Source organism: Pseudoalteromonas sp. CF6-2, assembly GCF_021729425.1.
Lineage (GTDB): Bacteria > Pseudomonadota > Gammaproteobacteria > Enterobacterales > Alteromonadaceae > Pseudoalteromonas > Pseudoalteromonas arabiensis.
Window position 1 is genome coordinate 646,286 of sequence record NZ_CP091442.1, and the last position, 20,914, is coordinate 667,199.

Here is a 20,914-nt window from a genome sequence, read left to right on the forward strand (position 1 = left end):
CCTCGTTAATCTAGAAAGTTCCGAGGCAAGGTACTTTGAAGCTAGTGAACTTTTTACCACTTAAACGTTATTACCGCTCTATCACTGTCGCACTGATTGTGCCATTGTTAGTGGCGTTTTTTTTATGCTTGCATTTGTACGACTTAAAACTTGAGCGTGCAATTGAGAATCGCCACAGCAGCTTTAATAATATTTCAGCTCAACTGAGCCATGCAATGAGCGCTGCCGATGGGCTGATTGATACTATGTTTACATTGTACGAGCAGCCTTTATCATATGATTTTGACCCAAGCTGGACTAAAAATGTCAACCAATTTGAGCATTACTATTATCAGCCAGTTGGTGATGAAATTGGCGAAATAGTTGGACAGGGTAAGTTTGCTTCCACTTCTTATGCACTTGAACAGTGGCGGCAGGTTATTGCATTAGGGCCTTCTTTTAATACCACACTCTCACTTATCCAATCTTTACAAGCGGTTGCTTATGTTAATGAGCAAGGTTTTGCCTACATCAAGCGGCGTTCTACCGCAGACAGCACGTTACTAACGACAATACTCGATAATAAACTCAAACCACAGCAATTAAACGACAACACACTTTCGTCAAGCCAAGTCGTTACTGTGAATAATCATGCTTATTTTGCAATTGGTAAAAAGCGTACAGCCACAAGCCATGACTACATCATTTTAATTTATGATTTAGAAGCCATTTCAAATTGGTTGCAGAAAATAGCGCCCCCGCAGGGGGAGTATATTTTTATAAATCAACATAACCAAGTTATAGCCAGCTCTGACGTGCGCTTAAATAGTGCAGTGGGTGCAGGTGATTACTGGCCTGAGCCAATGATTATTGACACTAAGCGGCCCGCAAAAAAGTCACATAGCTACTTGGTTCAAACCTCCGATAATTTGCCCATTCATACCCAGTTTTATGAATCTAAACAGGCGCTTAGTGAGCCAATTAGTTATGATATTCTTATAGAGTTTATATTTTTGTGCGTCTTTTTAATAATGATGTTCAGTGGGGTATTTTGGTTGAGCCAACGTATATTTGTTAAGCCCATGACACACTTGATCTGCTATTTAGATCAGCATAATGAGAATAGCAGCCCGCTTTTACATTACCGTATACCGACCGATTGGCAACCGTGGTTTAGTAGAGTTAAACAGGTCTTTAAGCGTAATGAAGAGCTAGTTACATCTTTACAAGAAGCCAACAAGGCACTTGATTCACAAGTTCAAGTAAAATCAGAGCAATTACGACGTAGTATTGATGCCAAAGAACGTCATTTAGCCTTGTTAAACACCATGCTTAACAATGTGCCTGATCTCATTTATTTTAAAAATACTTACGGTGTTTTTTTAGGTTGCAATAAAGCTTACGAAAGTTACGTAGGCATGCCACAAGAAGAACTCGTTGGTGAAAAGTTTACTAACACAAATCAAGACAATATTGAGCTGAGTTTATTAGAAGAGAACGTGTTAACTGAGCGTCAAGTCTATCAAAAACGCTTAGTTACAAATAATAAAACATACAACCTCAGTATTGCGCCATTTTATAATGAGCATCAACAACTGTTAGGTACGATGACCATAGGTAGAGATATAACAGAGCAACACGAAGCGCTTAATGCGTTGCAAAGCTCAGAAGCAAAGCTCAAAAGTGCCATGGAGTATGCAGCGAACGGGGTTATTTTATTATCTCTAGATTACCAAGTGTTACAAGCTAACAAAGCTGCCCGCCAGATATTTTCAATGCAAAAAAGCCACAATATACCCAGTCAGTATATGTTGGCTGATTTATTCGTTGCGCAATCACTAGAAAAATTAACGCAAACACTTAAGCAGCTGCATAGTGAGAAGAAAAATGTTTATCACTTTAGCTTACCTCAACAAGAGCAAAAGCGTTGGTTGCAAATAAGTGTCTCCTTGGTATGGGATAACGAACAAACCCCTGATTATTATGTTTTGCACGTGCAAGATGTCACAGATTTAATTCAGGCAAAGAATGATGCGGAGAGAGCGACATTAGCTAAAAGTCGTTTTATTGCGAATTTAAGTCATGAAATACGTACGCCCCTTAATGCAGTGTTAGGTTTAATAGATGTAATCGCTTTACAAGGTTTATCGCCAGAGCAGCGAGGCTACGCATCGCAAGCTAAGTCGGCAGCAAATAGTTTGTTGTCACTACTTAATCGTATGCTTGATTTTGCTCGTGTTGAAAGTGCGCAAGTGCAATTAAACAAGGCACCATTTAGCGTGGCTGACTTAATTGATTACTGTGAAGGGATTGCAACGCCTCTTTGCAGTAAAAAAGGTTTAGAGTTTAGCGTCGAATTTGATGACACCATTAATGCAAATTTATTGGGTGATCAAATTTGTTTACAGCAAGTGCTCGCAAACTTATTAACCAATGCGGCTAAATTTACAGAACATGGCAGTGTAAAACTGAGTCTTACTTTAGTTGAACAGTCCGATGAGCAGCAACTTATTTGCTTTGTAGTTAAGGATACGGGGATTGGTATTAGCGACGCTGATCAAAGTCGATTATTTGATGCTTTTACGCAAGGAGACGAGTCGCTTACTCGTTCTCATCAAGGTGTAGGACTTGGTCTAGCAATTGTTAAATATGAAGTCGCATTGATGGGGGGGGAAGTTAAACTCACAAGTGAAAAGGGGAAAGGCAGTGAATTTAGCTTTTGTTTACAGCTTGATAAAACCACACAGACCGCCAAAAAAAACAGCCCGTTACTCCCATCAAGTACAGATTTATCAGGTCTATTAGTGCTTGCAGTGGATGATAATCCACTTAATTTAAGTATTATTAAAAGTATTCTGAAGCAGGCTAACATTACTGTTATTTGTGCTGATAGTGGTGCAAAAGCAATTGAGTTATCAGCAAGCTTAACCCCAGATCTGATTTTTATGGATATTCAAATGCCAGAGATGGATGGCTGTCAGGCGACACGAATTATTAGGCAATCATTCACAAAAGAGCAGATGCCTATTTATGCTTTAACCGCTCATAGCGAAGCTGCTGATATTGAACAATCTGTCGCTGCAGGTATGAATAAGCATTTAACAAAGCCAATTGTTGCAAATAAGCTCTTTTTAGCAATGAGTGAACTTGATAAACCAATTGAACCATTTTTTGATCATTCTTTTGTTTTAACTCAGTTTGCAAATGATAGTGATTTGGTATTAACTATGTTGTCAAAGTTTGCCACTATGGCCGCACAGCAATTATTAGAAATTTCTACCTTAAGTACTACTGAAGAACTGGTTAGAGTTGTGCATAATGTCAAAGGGTCTGCTGGTAATTTAGGTTTTAAGCGATTGTCAGCATGTGCTAAACAGTGTGAGGCTGAACTTAAAACGCAAGGCAAGCTTCCTGAGCTATTAAACGATGAGCTGCAGCAACACATAAAGCAAGTTATTGCATTTATCATCGAACAAGGATCTACAAATGTTGAAAAAAGCCAAGGTACTGATTGTTGATGACGATCCGTTAAATCGCTTGGTCTTAGAAAAAACATTGCGACAAGATTACGATGTTTTTTGTGTTGAAAGTGGTGAAAAAGCACTTACATTTTTAAAAACACAACCCGTTGATTTATTAATCTTAGATATTGTTATGCCGGGTATCGATGGCTATGAAGTGCTGGCACAAATAAAAGAAAATACAACAACAAATATGTTGCCTGTTATTTTTATATCCGCAAATACCAGCCATGATGATGAGGCCAAGGGCCTTGAATTAGGGGCAATGGATTATATAACTAAGCCCTTTAGCGCTGCGATTGTTCGTGCCCGTGTTCGCAATCAGTTAATGATCAAACAAAAAAATGATCTACTCGAAATGTTGGCATCGATTGATGGCTTAACTGAAATTCCTAATAGACGTTATCTTGATGAAAACTTATCTAGGGAATGGCGGCGCTCAAGACGAGATCATACCCCTTTGTCGGTTTTATTGATGGATGTTGATCATTTCAAGCGTTACAACGACTGTTACGGTCATCGTGCGGGTGATGATTGCCTTAAAAAAATAGCACATGCACTTGTTGGCTCATGCGAGCGAGGGAGTGATTTTGTTGCCCGTTACGGCGGGGAAGAATTCGCAGCTGTGTTGCCCAGCACTCCTGCTAAAGAGGCGGTTGCTTTCGCTAATAAGTTACGCAATGCAGTTAATAAGTTAAATATTCCGCATAAGGCCTCTTTAAATTCAGAGTATGTAACAATTAGTATTGGTATTGCCACCACAGAGTCAGGGCAAGTTTATGCTGAGCAAACATTACTGGAAGAAGCCGATTTAGGATTATACCAAGCTAAAGAGGCAGGGCGCGACCAAGTGGTATCGCGATTAGTATCTGCGACATTGCAGGAGTAGGTTATTTGTCTACCCCTGCATAAAGTAATTAGCCATTACTGAGTGATTTATAAATAGTGTCGCCCACACCAATTAATTTATCGTTTTTAAAGACCAAAGGGGTGCACTCATCTTTGGTCGTTTTGCTGTCTGAGTGGATGCTATGAGTGGCATAAAAGAGTACTTGGTATACGCCGTCATCCTGTTTTAGTAACTCTGTAAAGTTAGGTGTGCTTAGTTTATTGAGTACCGTTTGGTAAGGCGTATCAAGTGCTAAGTTTGCAATGACTTCACGATTATTTTTGTGGTGTTTTTGCCAGCTTGTTGACGAGTCGCCTGCCCAGTGAGTTTCGGCTTCACCGTCTGACACGGCAATGACACAACCGGTTAAAAAAGGTGCAGTTAGCGCGGCAATAAGAAGTGCTTTTTTCATTGTTATATCCCTTGTTTTATCGTTTCGTTTTTTCATATATAGCAATCCATTTGCCAACATTTTATTTCTTTTATAATCAAAGTTTTAGCTTGTTGTTGCGAGCTAGCTAAGTAATGTGGAACTCATTACTTAGCTTATTTGGCTAAAAAATTGTTTTTTAGACCAGTCTATTTCGTGCCTCACCTTGGCTGAAGGCGTTGATGTTAAGTGCTATTTCAGCCACAAGTCGAGCAATTGATTCTTGACTCGCCCAAGCGATATGAGGTGTTAGTAATAAGTTATCACCTTGATATATGGCAAGTGGATTATTTTCTTCTGCTGGCTCTTTGCTCAACACATCCACACCGGCACCCGCAATCACATTATTAGCAAGGGCATTGGCTAAGTCAGCTTCATTGATAATTCCCCCTCGTGCTGTATTTATTAGGATTGCTGTTGATTTCATCATATTAAGCTCTTTAGCCGCTATTTGGTTGCGAGTTTCATCAGTCAGTGGGCAATGAATACTGATAATATCCGCTGTTTTAATCGCCTCTTCAAAGCTAACACGTCCTTCGCGAGGAGCATGCCCTTTACGTTCACTTATTATTACATTAACACCAAAAGCACGGCCTACATCAGCAACCGCTTTACCAAGTGAACCATAACCAATAATCGCAAGTGTTTTGCCTGACATATCATTAAAACGGTAATCTAAACGACAGAACATCGGGCTTTGTTGCCATTTTCCAGATTGGCAATCTTGAATATAACGGTGGGTATTACCCAGTAAGTTAGTGATGAGTGCGAATGTATGCTGTACCACAGAAGGGGTGGAGTAGCCTGCCACATTGGTGACGGCAATATTGTGCGTTTTGGCTGCATCTAAATCAATGTTGTTGGTGCCTGTTGCTGCAACACAAATTAGTTTTAGGTTGCTAAGCTGCGACATCGCTTTTTGATCAATAACGACTTTATTAGTAATGATAATATCGGCATCCTGACAACGAGAAACAACATCTTGTGGGTCTGTTAAATCATAGCAAGAGAGTGTTCCCAAGTTTGCTAATGAATCTAATGAGGTATCTGCTAATGTGGCGGTATCAAGGATGGTAATATTCATGTGCTTTCCTTTTTTAATTTAATGCTTGACCTTAGGGTGTACTCCAAGGTTTATAGTACGTATAAGCTTTTAAATGGAGACGGTGATGAAAATAGGTGAATTTGCCCGCAAGTTGGGAGTTTCAACAGATACATTAAGGTACTACGAAAAACATGGTTTGTTAACGCCTAGTTCGCGCTCACAGTCAGGGTACCGTATTTATACCGATACAGACATTAAACAGATGTCGTTTATCTTACGCGCTAAAAACGTGGGGTTTAGCTTGTCTGAAATTAAAGAGTTGCTGCAAATAAAAATTCATAAAGATCAGCATTCGTGCCATGAAGTTAAAGAAATGACTCTACAAAAACGTGATTTAGTCGCTCAACGTATTGAGGAATTAACACGGTTTTATGATTCATTATCGCTATTAGCAAAGAAGTGTTGCGGCGGCGAAGAGCCTGCTGAAAATTGCTCTATATTAACGACATTGGAGGATATAGATGGACTTACTCACTAATTTTTGGCAGTTATTTTTACTGTCTGCCCCTTGGTTGATGTTGGGGTTATTAATAGCAGGACTATTAAATGTTTACTTGCCTACGGACTTTTTGCATCGTCATCTTGGTAAAGAGGGACTTTGGACCACAATTAAAGCTGCTCTTATTGGTGCCCCAATGCCATTGTGCTCATGTGGTGTGATCCCTGCCGCTATAGGACTTAGGCGGGCTGGCGCTTCAAAAAGTGCGACGACGGCTTTTTTAGTATCGACCCCTGAAACGGGCGTTGACTCTGTTTCTGTTTCTTATGTTTTATTAGGCCCTTTTATGGCTGTGATCAGGCCGATTGCAGCCGTATGTAGTGCGATTGCTGCTGGTGTGTTAGTTGGTAAAGAGAGTGAGTTTAATAATGAGCGTACTAAAACCTCGCATAACCTTGAAACAGTAACAAGTAGTTGTTGTAGCACTAAGCAAGCAACCGCTAAAGAGCCTACATCAAGTTGTTGTAGTACAAAGCAAGCTCCCACTGTTGAGAAAGCAAGCTGCTGCGCAAGCAAAAAGGAAGTCGTTAAAATTGAAGGAGGGGTTGCAAAGCTTAAACGCGCAATAAGTTTTAGCTGTAATAAGTTGCTTGAAGATACCATGGTATGGTTGGTTATCGGTCTATTTTTTGCCGCACTGGTCCAAACCTATGTGCCTGAGTCGTACTTGAGTCAGTGGGGAAGTGGTATTTTTGCAATGCTGGTGGTGATCTTAATTAGCATTCCTATGTATATTTGTGCGACGGCATCAACCCCGATTGCAGCCGGTTTATTGCTCAGTGGTGTATCACCAGGCGCCGTGTTGGTATTTATGTTGGCAGGCCCTGCCACAAATGTTGCAACATTGGGTGTGGTGGGTAAAGAGTTGGGTAAACGCGCTGTAGTTGCTTATTTAATCGGTGTCATAGGCGTTGCATTACTATTCGGTTTTTTAACGGATTACCTAGTTTCTGAGTTTGGTTTTGTGGTGGCACCCATGATGGGGGATGAACATCAAGTATTACCGCACTGGTTGAGCTTAGTGTGTGGCGTATTATTGGTCGCTTTAATGTTGAGGTTAGCGTTAAAAATACTCTTAAAGAAGTCAACACAGACTGGTAAGAGCATTAGCTAATTGATTGTTATAAAATATATTTTTATAACTATTAAGAGAAGATATAGGTTAACTATCGCGTCTCGGTTCGCATTTAAAATTGCCTGAGTTATAATCCGCCAATTCTTTAAACGGTACGCTAAGCGTGCCGTTTTTTAACTTAAGTAGTTTTTATGAGTGAATGTGTGGATAAATACGCAGATATAAGACCTTACAATGATGATGAAGTTGCAGATTCAGTGGCGCGTTTAATTGCTGATAATGCCTTTGTGGATGTTATCGCTAAGTATAATCTACCACGCTTTTTATCTTATTTTCCGTTTATAACACGCCCATTAGTACGTCAGCAGTTAAGAAAAAAGTGGGGTAAAACCAACTCAGTTGAACAAGTTCAGCATGAAGTTGCTGATTATCTGAATAAGCTAATTACTCGTACTACGTCGGAAGTCACGTTTTCAGGTATCGATAAACTTGATCCGAAGCAAGCTTATTTATTTATCTCTAATCACCGTGACATTGTTCTTGACCCTGCTCTGGTTAACTGGGGCTTGTTTAAACACAATATGCCGACTGTTCGCATCGCAATTGGTGATAACCTGCTGCAAATTCCATATATTACTGAGTTAATGCGCTTGAATAAGAGTTTTATTGTTAAGCGCTCCGCGAAAGCACCAAAAGAGATGTTAAAAGCGCTCTCGCAACTTTCTGCTTATATTTATGATTCACTGGCTGAAGGCCACTCTATTTGGATAGCGCAAAAAGAAGGTCGTGCGAAGGATGGTTTTGACCAAACTGATCCTGCACTACTTAAAATGTTGCAATTACAAGGTCGTAAACAGAAAAAAGAATTTGCAGATTATGTGCGTGAGCTAAAAATAGTACCTGTTTCTATTTCCTATCAGTATGAACCATGTGCAATTGCAAAAGCAAAAGAGTTGTATCATAAGCAACAACATGGCCAGTATGTGAAGCAGCAAGGTGAAGATATAGCCAGCATTGTTGAAGGTTTCAGTACAGCCAAAGGGCATGTTCACTTAGCGTTTGGTCAGCCAATCGAGTCAGGTTGTGAATCACCAGAGGAGTTGGCAAAAACGATTGATCAGCAAATTGTTGATTCGTTTTTCTTACATCCTGGTAATTATATTGCTGGTGGCTGTAAACAAGCAGTAATAGATAAAAAAGACGCTGAAGCATTTGATGCGCGTTTAAGCCAAGTTCCTGAAGAATTAAAGCCTTTGGTCTTAGCTATGTATGCAAAACCATTTCATCGCAAGGCAGAGCTTGCAACGAGCGAATCTTAATCAGAGTAACGCATTTTAAAAGCTACTTTTTAAGTGGCTTTTTTTATGACTAAATTTCAGGCTATACTTTCAGTACCTTTAATTTACTGGCAAATTGTGATGCAACAAATTGAAATATTTGAAATCCCAAGCCCTTGCAAAGGAATTTGTCAGGTTAATAACCGTGGTTACTGTAAAGGGTGTTATCGCAGCCGTGATGAGCGCTTTCATTGGAATAAATTCAGTAATGCGGAAAAAAGAAAAGTGATTATTTTATGTCAGCAGCGTTATAAACGCTTCCTTCAGAAAAAGCTCAATGCGGCTGCACACATACAATCTAGCCCTGAGCAAGGTGGTTTCGATTTTTAGAAGTCGGTAAGGTTATATTTGTTTTTTAAAAATCGCACTGTTCCTTGTTCATCTAACTTTTTTAATGCAGCTGTCAGCTTAGGGATTAATGTCGCGTGACGCTTATGCACAAAGTGAAAGCTCTGCATAGACATTAGTACTTCTTTGTGAAATTGGCTCTGATCAAAGTTAGGGTGTTTTGTTGACAGTAAAAAGTCGAGTAAGAGGGCCCCTTCAACACGTTTTTGTGTCATTAAATTTAGCTGAGCAGTGATATTTCTAACAGTGATAACATCGCCATGAAATGGCTGTTTATCTAAAAAACTTTGTGCTGCAGGGTAGCTAGACTGGATTGCTAATGATTTTAAGTCGCTATAAAGACACGTCTGACAGTTTTTTAGTAATAGCAAATTAAAATTAAATAGCGGGAAATCAACCTTTAATAGGTTAGGGTAATCTTGTGTTACGTCAGCGATGCGGCCTAATTGCCCATCAAGAACCCCTTCGTTTGCAGCAGCTAAAGAACTTTGATGATTAAAATCAATGATATGTAATTCGTAACCAATCTCTTTATAAGCCATACGAAGTAAATCTATGACATAACGTGCTTGCGGTGTATCAGCAGGGCGGTTGAATATTAATAAACTAGCGTGAGTCGAAAAAGCAAAGCAAAGCAAAACAAATGCGAAAAAATAAATGATAAACTTTGGCATTGTGCTTTCCTAGCGGGCGTAAATTCGTCGTTAATTTACTTTCATGTGTGGCTAAAATCAAGGTTGGCAGGTCGTTAATATGCTAATTTTTTCTTTACTTTGTTATACTGGAAAAATAGTCACTTTATTCCTGAGATAGTATGAGTTTTAATTTATGTAAGTTGCCGAGAGAGCAAAAGTACCAAATTCAACTAGATTATGAAGCGTCTTTTTGGGCCTACCAGATTAAGCGTGGTAAAAACACACGAGAAGGTGTGTACACAAGCATAAATAGCAGACCCATGTCTGAGCAAGCATTTTTAAAGCAGCAATTTGAGCATTACCTGTCGTTAATGAGCTAGTAATGCCCAAGCTAAAATTTTGCTTGCTTGATCCTATAAAAACACCGCTAGTTAATAAGTTTTATAATAAACACAGTGCGCGTGGAAGAGCGACGAAAGCTGATCAAGTGTGGGTTGCTTACCATGAGATAGATATTGTTGGTGCCTGTCGTGTACAAAATCAACATGGCTATTTATTTTTATCAACTTTATATGTTGATGCCCAGTGGCGTGGTAAAAAAATAGCCTCTCAGTTACTTGAAACTTTACTCGCAGAGCAAAAAAGCAGCGTTTTTACTTTCGCTTATCAAAATCTAATTGATTTCTATCTACAAAATGGGTTTAACTATACATTAACATTACCCTGTTCTTTGCAATCGTTGTTTGAGGTGTATGCACATCGAGATATTGTCCCAATGCACTTTACATGTGACGCCGTGCCAAGTATGTAATTTGGAACGTTAATGACTAAGTTTTTAACCAGAATTATCTTCTGTGCTATTCTAATAACCTGCTTTTCTAGTCAAATCAGCTTTGCACAGGTCAAACGCTTATCAACAAGTGAAGGCTTATCGCAAAGTTATGTCAACACCATGCTCATCGATAACAGCGGTTACTTATGGCTTTCAACGGAAGGTGGACTTAATCGTTATGATGGTTATGAAGTTGTTAATATTAAAGGTCCCAATGGTGAGCTTGAAGACGCAATTATCGATCGTATTTATCAAGACCCACAAGGGTATATCTGGATAGCCTCAATACAAGCAGGGTTATTTCGTTATGACCCTAGCGAAGATTCATATGAACAATTTATCCCCAAACCGACTACCGAAGAGCAAATATTCATTGAATCGGTATTCAGCATGGTTGCGGTAGATGATAAAACGCTTTGGCTAGGGCGTGGTCAAGATTTTGCTAAGCTTGATTTAGAAACCAAGCAAGTAACCTCATTATTTAAAATTCCAGAGCGAATAAAAAGCAGTGTCATTCGCGAGCTATACCCTTATAAAGGCTATATTTTCATGGGCACAAGTAACGGAGCATATGTATACCAAATCGCTTCGGGAAAAGTGAGAAAACTTGAGCATTTGCAAGATAAGCCAGCTCATATATATCAAAACTATGTAAAGTCTTTCGCTGTCGTCAATGACCAAACCTTATTAGTGGGTGCTGTGAAAGGCTTGTATAAGGTCGATATCAGCCAGCTTGATAAGATGTTTACCACACCTGAAATTGCCTTTAGTAATGAAGAGTTAGTGCGTGACTTAAATATCTGGAAGATTATTAAACAAGCATCAAAGGTAACTTTAGGAACAGATAAGGGGTTATTTGATTATACCCTAGCAACGAGAGAGCTGATAAAAAATACCCGCTTGAAAGAGAGCGGCTATACACTTGCAGATACTAGTATTATTGATGTCGTTAAAGATAGATCTGGCGGTATGTGGCTGGCGACTAAAAATGATGGCGCATTTTACTTATCCTACGATAACTATAACTTCATTAATGTTGTTGCCAGCTCAATTAAAGGCGATGGATTGTCACACCACTCTATTTGGGGGCTGACTGAGTATCAAGGTCGTCTTTGGCTTGCCACTCATAATGGCTTAACTGCTGTCGATTTAGATACCTATGAAAGTGAAGTATTTCTAAAAAACTATCAAGTTGATCTGATCACAACAGAGTTTAGTGTTTATCAAATTATGCCTTATAAAGGCAAACTGTGGTTGCATACTAATCGTGGTATTTTTAGTTTTGACCCGACAACAGGGCAGGCTAGTCCAGTTAAAACAGCTGATCCTGAACAGCAAGTTTTAATTAACGATTGGGTGCATGGTGTGTTACTGATGCCAACGGGTAATTTACTCTATGTACACCCGGATTATGGCATGTTCGCCTATAATATCGATAGCCAAAAAGTGACCCGTTTAGGCGGCAAGTTTGATGAGTTTGAACCTTTTTTAGCTTATGGTTTTTTGCCTGCTTTATCGAGTAAACCGGACGCCCCCCTTTTTTATAATGCGGGAATTTTGTATCAAGTTGACCCACAGACCTATGACTTAACAACTATTTATACTGTTCCTGAACAACATGAAAACGTCGCTGTTAATGTTATGTCCTACATTATTGATAATAACAATGTACTGTGGTTATCTTTATCTAATTTCGGCTTAATAGGTCTTGATGCAACGACCTATGAACATATATATACAATTGATTTAGAAAAGAATAAGCTCGGCACCTTGCTTTATGACATGGTCCTAGATGAAGCCGGTATGATTTGGATGAGTTCCCACAAGGGGTTGTGGCGTTTGAACCCCGAAAACTTACATTTCCAGCAATTTACAGGGTCTGAAGGGCTACTTTCAACAGAGTTTAACAGTGGTGCATTCACACAACTAGCATCAGGACAAATAGTCTATGGTACGCTTAAAGGGTTTACTTATTTTTACCCTATGGATAATCACTATCAACAACCTTTAATCGACCATGTCAATATTACGAACCTTGATTTAATGTCACGTGATTTACCGGCAGAGCTCAAACAGCCCATTGATAGCGTTGTTCTTGAACACGACGATATCGGTCTTGAAGTGGCCTTTTCGGCTATGGCATTTAACTATCAAGAGCGAATTCTTTACGAGTATCAATTAGGTGATGGTCAAAAAACTTATACTCGAAACAATAATCGTGTTCTTTTTCCTAAATTAAGTGCTGGTAAATATCATTTAAAAGTTTGGGCAAGAGACCCTTTAACAGGTGAGCTAACACCGCCTGCGATTTTGAATATAGAAGTTAAATACCCCCTTTGGCGAGCTCCTCATTTTATTTTCTTATATATATTGCTGATTGCACTATTGGCCGCAACGTGGGTTTACAGGCGCAATCGTACGCAACAAATACTCCTTGCTGCTCACAAAGAAAGTAAAGAAAGTGAAGCCCGTCTTAAGCTTGCATTAGAAGGAAGCCACTCAGGGATGTGGGATTGGTCATCAAAAAGCCTCATTATTTATCAACCAAGGCTAAAGAATGAGCTCGGCTATGACGTTGATGGTGTTAACTTGGATGATTACTTAGCAAAGATACACCCTCACGATAAACAAACATTCCGCCTTGAATGGTTAGAGTTTTTATCAACTGAAAAAGGTTACTTTAATTGTACTTATCGACTTCGTCATGCGGATGGTCAATGGCGTTGGTATAAAGATTTCGGTAAGGTCGTTGAATGGCATGGGAATGTTCCTGAGAAAGTAGCAGGGACTTATACGAATATGACCCGTGAGCTGGTATTTGAGGAAAACGCGCGCTTGTTTGGTGCTGCCTTTGAACAAACGCGCGATTGGGTTTTTATTTTAGATAAAAATTTACGTATTCGAGCGACTAATAAATCATTTCAAGATGCCTTTGCTTTCCCCGCGGATCCCCGTTCAAGCCGCTCTTTAACATTAGGCTTATCTATACCTGCTCGTATTCATTACTTACGAATTATGCAAAAACTGCAATCAGGTGAACATTTCTCTGCAGAGGATGTTGTTGAGGTTGCCAGTGGTGAAAAGCGTCAAGTGCTCATTAAGATAAGTGCAGTCGCGGGTAGTAATCGTCAATTAGATTGCTATGTGATTATTGTTACCGATATTAGCGCACAAAAGTTGGCTGAGAATGAGCTTCATCTGCTGGCTAATTATGACACTTTAACTGGCTTGCCTAACAAAACCTTATTTAGTGATCGTGTTAATCACGCCATTGAGCAAGCAGATTATCATCATACAAAAGTGGCTTTATTGAATGTAGATATAAAGCGTTTTAAAAATTTTAATGATTCGCTAGGACATGAAGAATCTGACGAGCTTATAAAGCGGGTTGCGAGACGTTTAAAGCAGGTACTACGTCCACAAGATAGTCTTGCTCGGTTTGACGGCAATGAGTTTATGATTCTTGCAGAGGACTTTAAGCGTATAGATGAGTTACTCGCATTGTGCGCAAGTGTGATGGAGAGTGTTGAAAGCCACATTGAGCTTAGCTTGCAAGCAGTTAAAGTTAATTTAAGTGTTGGCGTTGCAATTTACCCTGATGATGCCAACAACACCAAAGCATTGCTCAAAGCTGCAAATGTAGCGCTTTACCATGCCAAAGGGCATGTTGAAGGAGGCTATCAGTTTTATAAGCAGGAGATGAACTTGCAAGTTCAACGTACTTTGCATTTAGAATCTCAATTAAGCAAAGCATATCAAGAACATGAGTTTTGTAATTATTATCAGCCAATTATTAGTGCAGAAACGAAGCAAATTGCAGGTCTTGAAGTATTACTACGTTGGCCAAGTAATGATAATTACCAACCAGAAGATTTCGCAAATGCCGCTGAAAGCTCGGGCTTAATCACAAAAATTATGCTGCAGACTTTATCTCGAGCACTGATTGAGCTTCGTCAGTGGCGTATAACACACCCTGAGTTATATGTTTCAATTAACCTATCGGCGCTTGATTTTGAAAGTGCTCATCTCGTTGAGAGTATTCATCAGGCACTTGATGTATCAGAAGTTCCGCCAAGCGCTGTGGTTTTTGAGATCACAGAGTCCGTGATGATGCATGATTCAAATAAAGCACAGCAGAGTATGGAAGAACTCAAAGCGTTAGGTTGTCGAATTTATATCGATGATTTTGGAACTGGCTACGCGTCACTAACCTATTTAAAACGCTTTCCTATCGATGTGTTGAAAATAGATAAGAGCTTTGTACATGATATTGGCATTGATAAAGATGATGAAGCGATTATTAATTCTACACTGACCCTTGCTCGCAGCTTAGGGAAGGAATGTGTCGCCGAGGGCGTCGAAAATAAAACACAACTTCGCTTTTTACGCCAATTAGGGTGCGAATATTTTCAAGGCTATTTATTTAGTAAGCCAGTACCTGGCGACTCGGTTAGCCCGTTATTAAACGCCCATTGGCAAGATGAGTTTAACGAATAAAAACCCTAATGCGCGATACTTAAATTGCTAGTCTTGGCGTTTGCCACAGTGGCGGCAATAAAGGCTACGGTTACGGTTTTTTAATTCATTATGGATCGCTTTATTCGCTTCTTGCTGGCTTAGCCCAAGTTTATAGCGCAAGTTCTCTAAGTGCTCTTGCTCAACGGGGGTTAGGTGACCGTCCTCAATCGCTTCGTGGACTGCATCAGTAAATAGTTGCCTACGTTTACGTAATTGCTCAGAGAAGCTTGACGCGAGTAAACCTGTCGGAATTGCGACCATGCCCATACTCACTAAGGTGATTGCACCACCAAAGAGCCGCCCGAGTGGAGTTATTGGCACAACGTCGCCATAACCAACCGTTGTCAGTGTAACCATTGCCCACCACATTGCTGCAGGTATGGAGCCAAATTTATCCGGTTGTACATCATGCTCTATTAAGTAAATACCGCATGAGGCAATGATTAATACCACTGCCATGATAAAGAATGCTGCGAGTAAGGAGCTACTTTCTTCACGAAATGAATTAAGAAGCAGCTGCATGGCACGTGAGTAACGGGTGAGTTTAAAAATACGCATCAACCTCAGAACACGTAAGAAGCGTAAATCAACACTCACAAATACCATTAACAGAGTGGGCAAAATAGCAATCAGATCAATTAAGGCTAATGGGGTAAAGAAGTACTTTATGCGAATTTTAGAGTTCGTTAAGGGGCTTTCTTTATGCACGCTTTTATCCACGCAAGACCAAAGCCTTAATATGTATTCTAAGGTGAAAATGGCGACCGATACCAACTCTAACGTTAAAAACTCCTGATGATATTGCTTTGCCAAAGGGCCAACCGACTCTAATACAATAGCAACAACATTGATCATGATAAGTGACATCAAGAATACATCGAGTGCTCGACCTACTCTGCGGTATTTACCATTCCCTTCAAAAACACGGGCAGTATAATTTCTTAAACGATGCAAAATAATGATCCGTTTTTTAGTTTAACTGTAGCACCATATTAATGCTGCCTTCTTCAAAGTCGCGAGTGATTTTAAAGCCAAGTTTACGGGCAAGCTCTATCATGCCTGTATTTTCCGGTAATGTTATACCAGCAATTTGTTTAACTCCTTGGTTTTTGCAGTGCTCAATGGCAGCATTCATTAATATGGTGCCGAGCCCCAAACCTTGGCAGTCTGAGCGTACCACAATCGCGAATTCTGCCTCTTGCTTGTCAGGGTCCATTAATACCCGAGAAACGCCAAGAGTGCACGCTGAACCATTTTGTTCTTGGCTTACAATAAACGCCATTTCTCGGTCATAATCAATTTGCGTCATTTTTGCGAGTTGATCGTGATTAAATTGTGGCAGCTCACCAAAAAAGCGCTTGTACCTATCCTCTTTAGTTAAAGATTGATCAAACTCTAAATGTGCTTGTTCATCTTCTGGCTTTATTGGCCGCAATTGAGCTTGGGTATTGTTTTTAAGCGTTACATCTTTTACCAATTCAATAGGGTAAGGACGAATACATAGACGTTTACGGTTTGCCTTGGCCTTATAACGACTGAGTCCTATGGTGGCATCAAGCACTAAAAACTGACCGTTACTAGCTAAAATAGGGTTGAGCTCAACACTGGTTATATCAGGCTGGTCGATTACTAATTGAGAAATTCGTGTTAGTAGGGCGCATAAACGGTACTTATCGACTTTTTCAGGGAGTACTCTATCTTTTAGCACGCCTTTATCGTGTGCCGCAGCAATTAAGTATTTTGCCAGATTCATATTCAAAGGAGGGAGCGCTACAGCAGCTTGCCCAAACTCAAGCCCAGTGCCTGCTTCACCCAGCAATATAACGGGACCAAAGTTGGGTTCTGTTTTAATTGCAATGCGCAGTTCATTGGCGCCAGCACGCGGTGCCATTTTTTGTAGCGAAAACCCTTCAATATGAGCATCAGGGTAGGTGTTTTTGATACGCAGTAGCATCGCAAAGGCAGTTTGTTCGACCTCTTGCGCATCATTTAGGTTAAGTACCACACCGCCAACTTCTGACTTTGATGGAATGCTCGGGCTAATTAACTTTAATGCCACTGGAAAGCCAAGTTCGATAGCGTGCTCTTTTGCTTCCGTTGGCGTGTAAGCCACTTCGGTTTGAATACAGTCAATGCCATAGTGAGTTAGAATTTGACTTGCTTCATGGGTTGATAAATAGCTTTGTTCTTCCGCTAAAAACTCATTTACCACAGCGCGCGCAGCTTCTTTATTTATTTTGGCATCATCGGTATTTGATTCAGGGGTTTGCGTTAAGTGCTTTTGATTTCGGCGATAACTGACTAGGTGCATAAACGCACCAACCGCCCCTTCAGGGGTACGGTAAGTTGGAATCGCATTGTTAGCACAGACTTTGCGTGCTGCATATGCGGCGTCTTCACCCATAAAGTTAGTCATGACATAAGGGCGAGCCATTTTTGGGATTTTTTGTAAGGTTTCGACAATGATCTCTGCGTAATCTTCACTCGGAGCAAGCGCGGACGGAGTATGAATAATGAGTAAGTTTTTAACCTCTTTTGCTTGCAGTAAGATTTCGAGTGCTTGTTGATAACGCCTCGGAGCAGAGTCACCAAAAATATCCACTGGGTTTGAGGTCATCTCTGATTGCGGGATCACTCTATTTAGTGCTGAGCGTGTTTCATCACTTAGCTCCGCGAGTTTACCAGAGCTTTGCAATAATGTGTCCACAGCCATGACCCCAGGGCCACCCCCATTGGTTAAAATGGTGAGCTGCTCAACTTTTAGAAGTTTAGGGTGCATTGCTAGAGTTTGTGTTGCAGCAAATAGCTCTCTAAGGTCATTTACCCTTAGCATACCTGCGCGTTGAAAAAGTGCATCGTACACTGCATCTGAGCTTTGTTTACCCCCTGTGTGAATCTCTGCAGCAAGTGCCCCTGCACTGGTTTTTCCGGTTTTAATCGCAATGACAGGTTTGCTGAATGCGGCTGCCCGTGCTGCGGAAATAAAGCTGCGGATATCTTCAATGTTATCAATGTATAAAAGAATAGCTTTGGTTTTGGCATCTCGACCTAAAAAGTCGAGTAGTTCATCAAAATTAATATCAATGCAGTCACCTACAGAGACAAAATACGAGAAGCCAATTTCTTTATTTTTAGCCCAATCAAGAATTGTAGAGCAAACTGCGGCTGATTGAGAAACAAAGGCAAGTTTGCCAGAGCTTGCAACCGTGTGCGAAAAGCTCGCATTTAAGCCAATGTGAGGAATTAACAACCCTAAACAGTTAGGCCCAAGCAACGACACATTTGCTGCCTGTGCAGCGTCTTTTAAATGCTGCTTTTGATCAGGGTTAAGACCTGCTGCGATGATAACAGCATGTTTACAGCCAAGCTCTCCTAATTCTTTGATTATGTCTTTTAACGTGTTTTTATTGGTACAAATAACGGCAAGGTCTGGCACTTTGGGTAAGCTGGCGATACTCGGGTAAGCGAGCACACCATGTACTGCACTGTGATTTAAACTCACCGGCATAATTGGGCCTTTGAATCCGCCCTGTAGCAAATTACGCATAACCACAAAACCAGCACGATTAGGTGAGTTCGACGCGCCAATGACAGCGACTGAAGATGGATTAAAAAATTGGCTAATACGTTTAACGCTCATGCTATTTCCTTCGCTTGCGCTTAGTTGTAAACATTTCAGGGTCTGTTAAGTTTATATACATAAGATAACCCTTTTATATAAGATAACCTGTTTACTACGACTTTTCGAGTCAAAAACAGTGACCTACATCAAGGAGATAAGCATGAATAAAGCGCAGCCGTTTAATGTAATAATTGCCGCGATTGCATTAACGATTGGTTTATTGGGGCTGGGCTTTATTTTAAAAAGTGCTGCGCTTGATGTAAAAGCCATGGAGCGTACTGTACAAGTTAAAGGCTTGGCTGAAATGGAAGTTGCCGCAGACACCGTTATTTGGCCGTTACAGTTTTCTGATGCCGATAATAACCTTGAAAAGTTAGTCGGGCGTGTTGAAAATAAAAACGATGCGGTCGTTGCGTTTTTGAAGTTAAATGGCTTTAGCGATGAAGAAATTAGCACGGGAAGCCAGTCAATAATTGACAAGCAAGCACGCGAATATGGTGGAGAAAATCAGCAATTTCGTTATATCGCTCGTTCCAATGTTATCGTCTATTCTAATGATATTGAAAAAGTTCAGCACGCACTGAGTCAGGTTAATCAGTTGGCAAAGCAAGGAATTGCTATAGTGCAAGACAATTACGAAACACGCATTCAATATTTATTTAATGGCCTTAATGAGATAAAGCCTGCCATGGTTCAGCAAGCGACAGAAAAAGCCCGCGAAGTGGCGATGAAATTTGCTAAAGACTCACAGTCTAAACTTGGTAAAATCAAAACGGCTCGCCAAGGTCAGTTTTCGATTTCAGATAGAGATTCTAATACACCACAGCTTAAAAAGGTGCGAGTCGTTACTAGCGTTGAATATTACTTATCTGACTAAGCCAAGTACTACAGAGAAAGGTAGCCGCATGCGAGTACAGACAATAACCGTGCGGCTAAGTGCGCCAAGCACAAAGCCACCACTAAATGCCACCGCCACACCCATTAAGCCAAACTGATCTTTTAAAAGTACTGCCATCAATACCGTGACACTGGTTGCGCCAAGTAATACGTATAAGTTGATAAGCGGGTTACCTTTTAACTTAATCATACTACTGGCTAAGATTCTTGCAGGTAATAATAGCTGCCCTAGCAATAACAGTATTAAAATCCAAAACCCTTCTTGTAATTGGCTTTCACCATATAAATGCAGAAGGGGCTTTGCAAGCAAGGCAAGTAGCAAGATAGAAGCAAAGTTAAAACGCCACACCACTTTCATTAGCTCGCCAAGTTGCTGCTCGGTATTCTCATCAGCCATTAAAATAGGTTTTAAATATTGGCTCGCTGCATTACCTAAAATAGTCAGTAATCCAGCAATAACAACCGCGGGAAAGAAAATGCTTACACCTTGTGCACCAAACCAGTGATGCACCAGCAACACGTCAAGTTTTGCCACTAACACGGTTCCTGCACCACTTGCGAGCATGATTAAAGAGTCTTTACACCATTGCTTGGTTTGGTAGCGAGCAGCGCTTGCGACAATCATTTTTTTGATTAACCAGTATTGATAACTCACTACACACAAGATGCTACAGAACAACAAGATACAAATCTCGACTAAAGATAAATCACCACGTATCAAGTACACAAAAAAGCAAAACCCAGCCGTTAACAATTCAAAAATACATTGCTGCGTTATCAGGCCAATTTTAGGTTTGTTTAAAGCGACTAAAAAAGCCGATTGGCTTTGCATAATGGCGCCAATTGGCACCAGTAACAGTAAATAAACGACATGTTCTTTGGCACTTTGGTGGGGGGATATAGCCTGAAAGCTAATGACTACTGCAGCTACAAAAATTACACCGAATAAACAAGATGCAGCCAAGTAAACATGTTTTAAGCCACGTAGTAAATCATGTTGTTGGGCTTTATAAAGTGGATAGCTTATTCGCATTAATGACGATGCAAACCCCATGCTTGCTGGCAATAAGAGTATTTCACAAAGCGCGAGTAACGCGGCGAAAGTGCCAAATTCATCATCGCTTAATAACCTCGCAAGGCACAAGGTGAGAATAATACGACTAGCATGATTCAGAGCAGTAAAACTACTGAGCGAGAGAAATCCTTTGACGACATCCTTGTTCATTG

Annotated in this window: 16 protein-coding genes; 10 read left to right on the top strand and 6 right to left on the bottom strand. The window is 40.3% G+C overall.

Going from position 1 to position 20,914, the window contains the following annotated elements:
* Positions 1-44: 44 nt before the first annotated feature.
* Entirely contained in the window at positions 45-3,497 is a 3,453-nt protein-coding gene (locus L3Q70_RS03075) for a response regulator (protein WP_062570217.1), read from the top strand.
* The gene (locus L3Q70_RS03080; RefSeq protein WP_062570097.1) at positions 3,466-4,389 is read left to right on the top strand and encodes a diguanylate cyclase; all 924 of its coding nucleotides are present in this window, start codon (positions 3,466-3,468) and stop codon (positions 4,387-4,389) included. The genes L3Q70_RS03075 and L3Q70_RS03080 overlap by 32 nt, the downstream gene beginning before the upstream one ends.
* Before the next feature lie 28 nt (positions 4,390-4,417).
* Here the strand turns inward: L3Q70_RS03080 and L3Q70_RS03085 are convergent, their stop codons facing one another.
* Positions 4,418-4,801 carry a DUF3192 domain-containing protein gene (locus L3Q70_RS03085; protein ID WP_062570098.1) on the bottom strand — a complete coding sequence of 128 codons (384 nt, stop codon included), beginning with the start codon at positions 4,799-4,801 and terminating at the stop codon, positions 4,418-4,420.
* Between the two features lie 157 nt (positions 4,802-4,958).
* Positions 4,959-5,903 (bottom strand): D-2-hydroxyacid dehydrogenase, encoded by a 945-nt coding sequence (locus L3Q70_RS03090; protein ID WP_193988340.1) that lies wholly within the window; start codon positions 5,901-5,903, stop codon positions 4,959-4,961.
* Between the two features lie 85 nt (positions 5,904-5,988).
* Between L3Q70_RS03090 and zntR the strand changes: the two genes are divergently transcribed.
* The 4 genes from zntR to L3Q70_RS03110 all read left to right on the top strand — a co-directional run bounded on the left by zntR (position 5,989) and on the right by L3Q70_RS03110 (position 9,165).
* On the top strand, positions 5,989-6,402 hold the full coding sequence (gene zntR / locus L3Q70_RS03095; RefSeq protein WP_083515344.1) for a Zn(2+)-responsive transcriptional regulator: 414 nt from the start codon (positions 5,989-5,991) through the stop codon (positions 6,400-6,402).
* Complete coding sequence (locus L3Q70_RS03100) at positions 6,386-7,537, top strand: SO_0444 family Cu/Zn efflux transporter (RefSeq protein ID WP_237114828.1); 1,152 nt, start codon at positions 6,386-6,388, stop codon at positions 7,535-7,537. The genes zntR and L3Q70_RS03100 overlap by 17 nt, the downstream gene beginning before the upstream one ends.
* Positions 7,538-7,689: 152 nt before the next feature.
* Positions 7,690-8,817 (top strand): 1-acyl-sn-glycerol-3-phosphate acyltransferase, encoded by a 1,128-nt coding sequence (locus L3Q70_RS03105; RefSeq protein ID WP_062570101.1) that lies wholly within the window; start codon positions 7,690-7,692, stop codon positions 8,815-8,817.
* Positions 8,818-8,916: 99 nt separating this feature from the next.
* A complete protein-coding gene (locus L3Q70_RS03110) occupies positions 8,917-9,165 on the top strand; it encodes a DUF1289 domain-containing protein (RefSeq protein WP_062570219.1) in 249 nt (82 codons plus the stop codon).
* Here L3Q70_RS03110 and L3Q70_RS03115 read toward each other — a convergent pair.
* Positions 9,162-9,857 carry a transporter substrate-binding domain-containing protein gene (locus L3Q70_RS03115; protein WP_237114829.1) on the bottom strand — a complete coding sequence of 232 codons (696 nt, stop codon included), beginning with the start codon at positions 9,855-9,857 and terminating at the stop codon, positions 9,162-9,164. The genes L3Q70_RS03110 and L3Q70_RS03115 overlap by 4 nt on opposite strands.
* Positions 9,858-9,997: 140 nt before the next feature.
* On the opposite strand from L3Q70_RS03115, the gene L3Q70_RS03120 reads away from it, so the two are divergent.
* From L3Q70_RS03120 to L3Q70_RS03130, 3 genes are read left to right on the top strand one after another with little or no spacing between them, the layout of a single operon-like run.
* Positions 9,998-10,198: a DUF3283 family protein gene (locus L3Q70_RS03120; RefSeq protein ID WP_062570102.1), complete on the top strand. Its 201-nt coding sequence runs from the start codon at positions 9,998-10,000 to the stop codon at positions 10,196-10,198.
* 2 nt (positions 10,199-10,200) lie between these two features.
* Entirely contained in the window at positions 10,201-10,629 is a 429-nt protein-coding gene (locus L3Q70_RS03125) for a GNAT family N-acetyltransferase (RefSeq protein ID WP_193988344.1), read from the top strand.
* 12 nt (positions 10,630-10,641) lie between these two features.
* Positions 10,642-15,147, top strand: a complete 4,506-nt coding sequence (locus L3Q70_RS03130; protein ID WP_237114830.1) for an EAL domain-containing protein — start codon at positions 10,642-10,644, stop codon at positions 15,145-15,147.
* Between the two features lie 27 nt (positions 15,148-15,174).
* On the opposite strand, the gene L3Q70_RS03135 is transcribed toward L3Q70_RS03130, so the two are convergent.
* Positions 15,175-16,128 carry an ion transporter gene (locus L3Q70_RS03135; RefSeq protein ID WP_157066224.1) on the bottom strand — a complete coding sequence of 318 codons (954 nt, stop codon included), beginning with the start codon at positions 16,126-16,128 and terminating at the stop codon, positions 15,175-15,177.
* 10 nt (positions 16,129-16,138) lie between these two features.
* The gene (locus L3Q70_RS03140; protein ID WP_237114831.1) at positions 16,139-18,808 is read right to left on the bottom strand and encodes a bifunctional acetate--CoA ligase family protein/GNAT family N-acetyltransferase; all 2,670 of its coding nucleotides are present in this window, start codon (positions 18,806-18,808) and stop codon (positions 16,139-16,141) included.
* A gap of 142 nt (positions 18,809-18,950) precedes the next feature.
* Here L3Q70_RS03140 and L3Q70_RS03145 point away from each other — a divergent pair, with 142 nt between their 5' ends.
* Positions 18,951-19,667, top strand: coding sequence for an SIMPL domain-containing protein (locus L3Q70_RS03145; RefSeq protein ID WP_193988347.1), 717 nt, complete (start codon positions 18,951-18,953; stop codon positions 19,665-19,667).
* Here L3Q70_RS03145 and L3Q70_RS03150 read toward each other — a convergent pair.
* Positions 19,656-20,912, bottom strand: coding sequence for an oligosaccharide flippase family protein (locus L3Q70_RS03150; RefSeq protein WP_193988348.1), 1,257 nt, complete (start codon positions 20,910-20,912; stop codon positions 19,656-19,658). The two genes, L3Q70_RS03145 and L3Q70_RS03150, sit on opposite strands and share 12 nt — an antisense overlap.
* Positions 20,913-20,914 lie beyond the last annotated feature (2 nt).

Bases quoted from the DNA above. Each gene is read 5' to 3' on its own strand.
- L3Q70_RS03080 (WP_062570097.1), top strand. From the start codon at position 3,466: ATGTTGAAAAAAGCCAAGGTACTGATTGTTGATGACGATCCGTTAAAT.
- L3Q70_RS03085 (WP_062570098.1), bottom strand. From the start codon at position 4,801: ATGAAAAAAGCACTTCTTATTGCCGCGCTAACTGCACCTTTTTTAACC.
- L3Q70_RS03090 (WP_193988340.1), bottom strand. From the start codon at position 5,903: ATGAATATTACCATCCTTGATACCGCCACATTAGCAGATACCTCATTA.
- zntR (WP_083515344.1), top strand. From the start codon at position 5,989: ATGAAAATAGGTGAATTTGCCCGCAAGTTGGGAGTTTCAACAGATACA.
- L3Q70_RS03100 (WP_237114828.1), top strand. From the start codon at position 6,386: ATGGACTTACTCACTAATTTTTGGCAGTTATTTTTACTGTCTGCCCCT.
- L3Q70_RS03105 (WP_062570101.1), top strand. From the start codon at position 7,690: ATGAGTGAATGTGTGGATAAATACGCAGATATAAGACCTTACAATGAT.
- L3Q70_RS03110 (WP_062570219.1), top strand. From the start codon at position 8,917: ATGCAACAAATTGAAATATTTGAAATCCCAAGCCCTTGCAAAGGAATT.
- L3Q70_RS03115 (WP_237114829.1), bottom strand. From the start codon at position 9,857: ATGCCAAAGTTTATCATTTATTTTTTCGCATTTGTTTTGCTTTGCTTT.
- L3Q70_RS03120 (WP_062570102.1), top strand. From the start codon at position 9,998: ATGAGTTTTAATTTATGTAAGTTGCCGAGAGAGCAAAAGTACCAAATT.
- L3Q70_RS03125 (WP_193988344.1), top strand. From the start codon at position 10,201: ATGCCCAAGCTAAAATTTTGCTTGCTTGATCCTATAAAAACACCGCTA.
- L3Q70_RS03130 (WP_237114830.1), top strand. From the start codon at position 10,642: ATGACTAAGTTTTTAACCAGAATTATCTTCTGTGCTATTCTAATAACC.
- L3Q70_RS03140 (WP_237114831.1), bottom strand. From the start codon at position 18,808: ATGAGCGTTAAACGTATTAGCCAATTTTTTAATCCATCTTCAGTCGCT.
- L3Q70_RS03145 (WP_193988347.1), top strand. From the start codon at position 18,951: ATGAATAAAGCGCAGCCGTTTAATGTAATAATTGCCGCGATTGCATTA.
- L3Q70_RS03150 (WP_193988348.1), bottom strand. From the start codon at position 20,912: ATGAACAAGGATGTCGTCAAAGGATTTCTCTCGCTCAGTAGTTTTACT.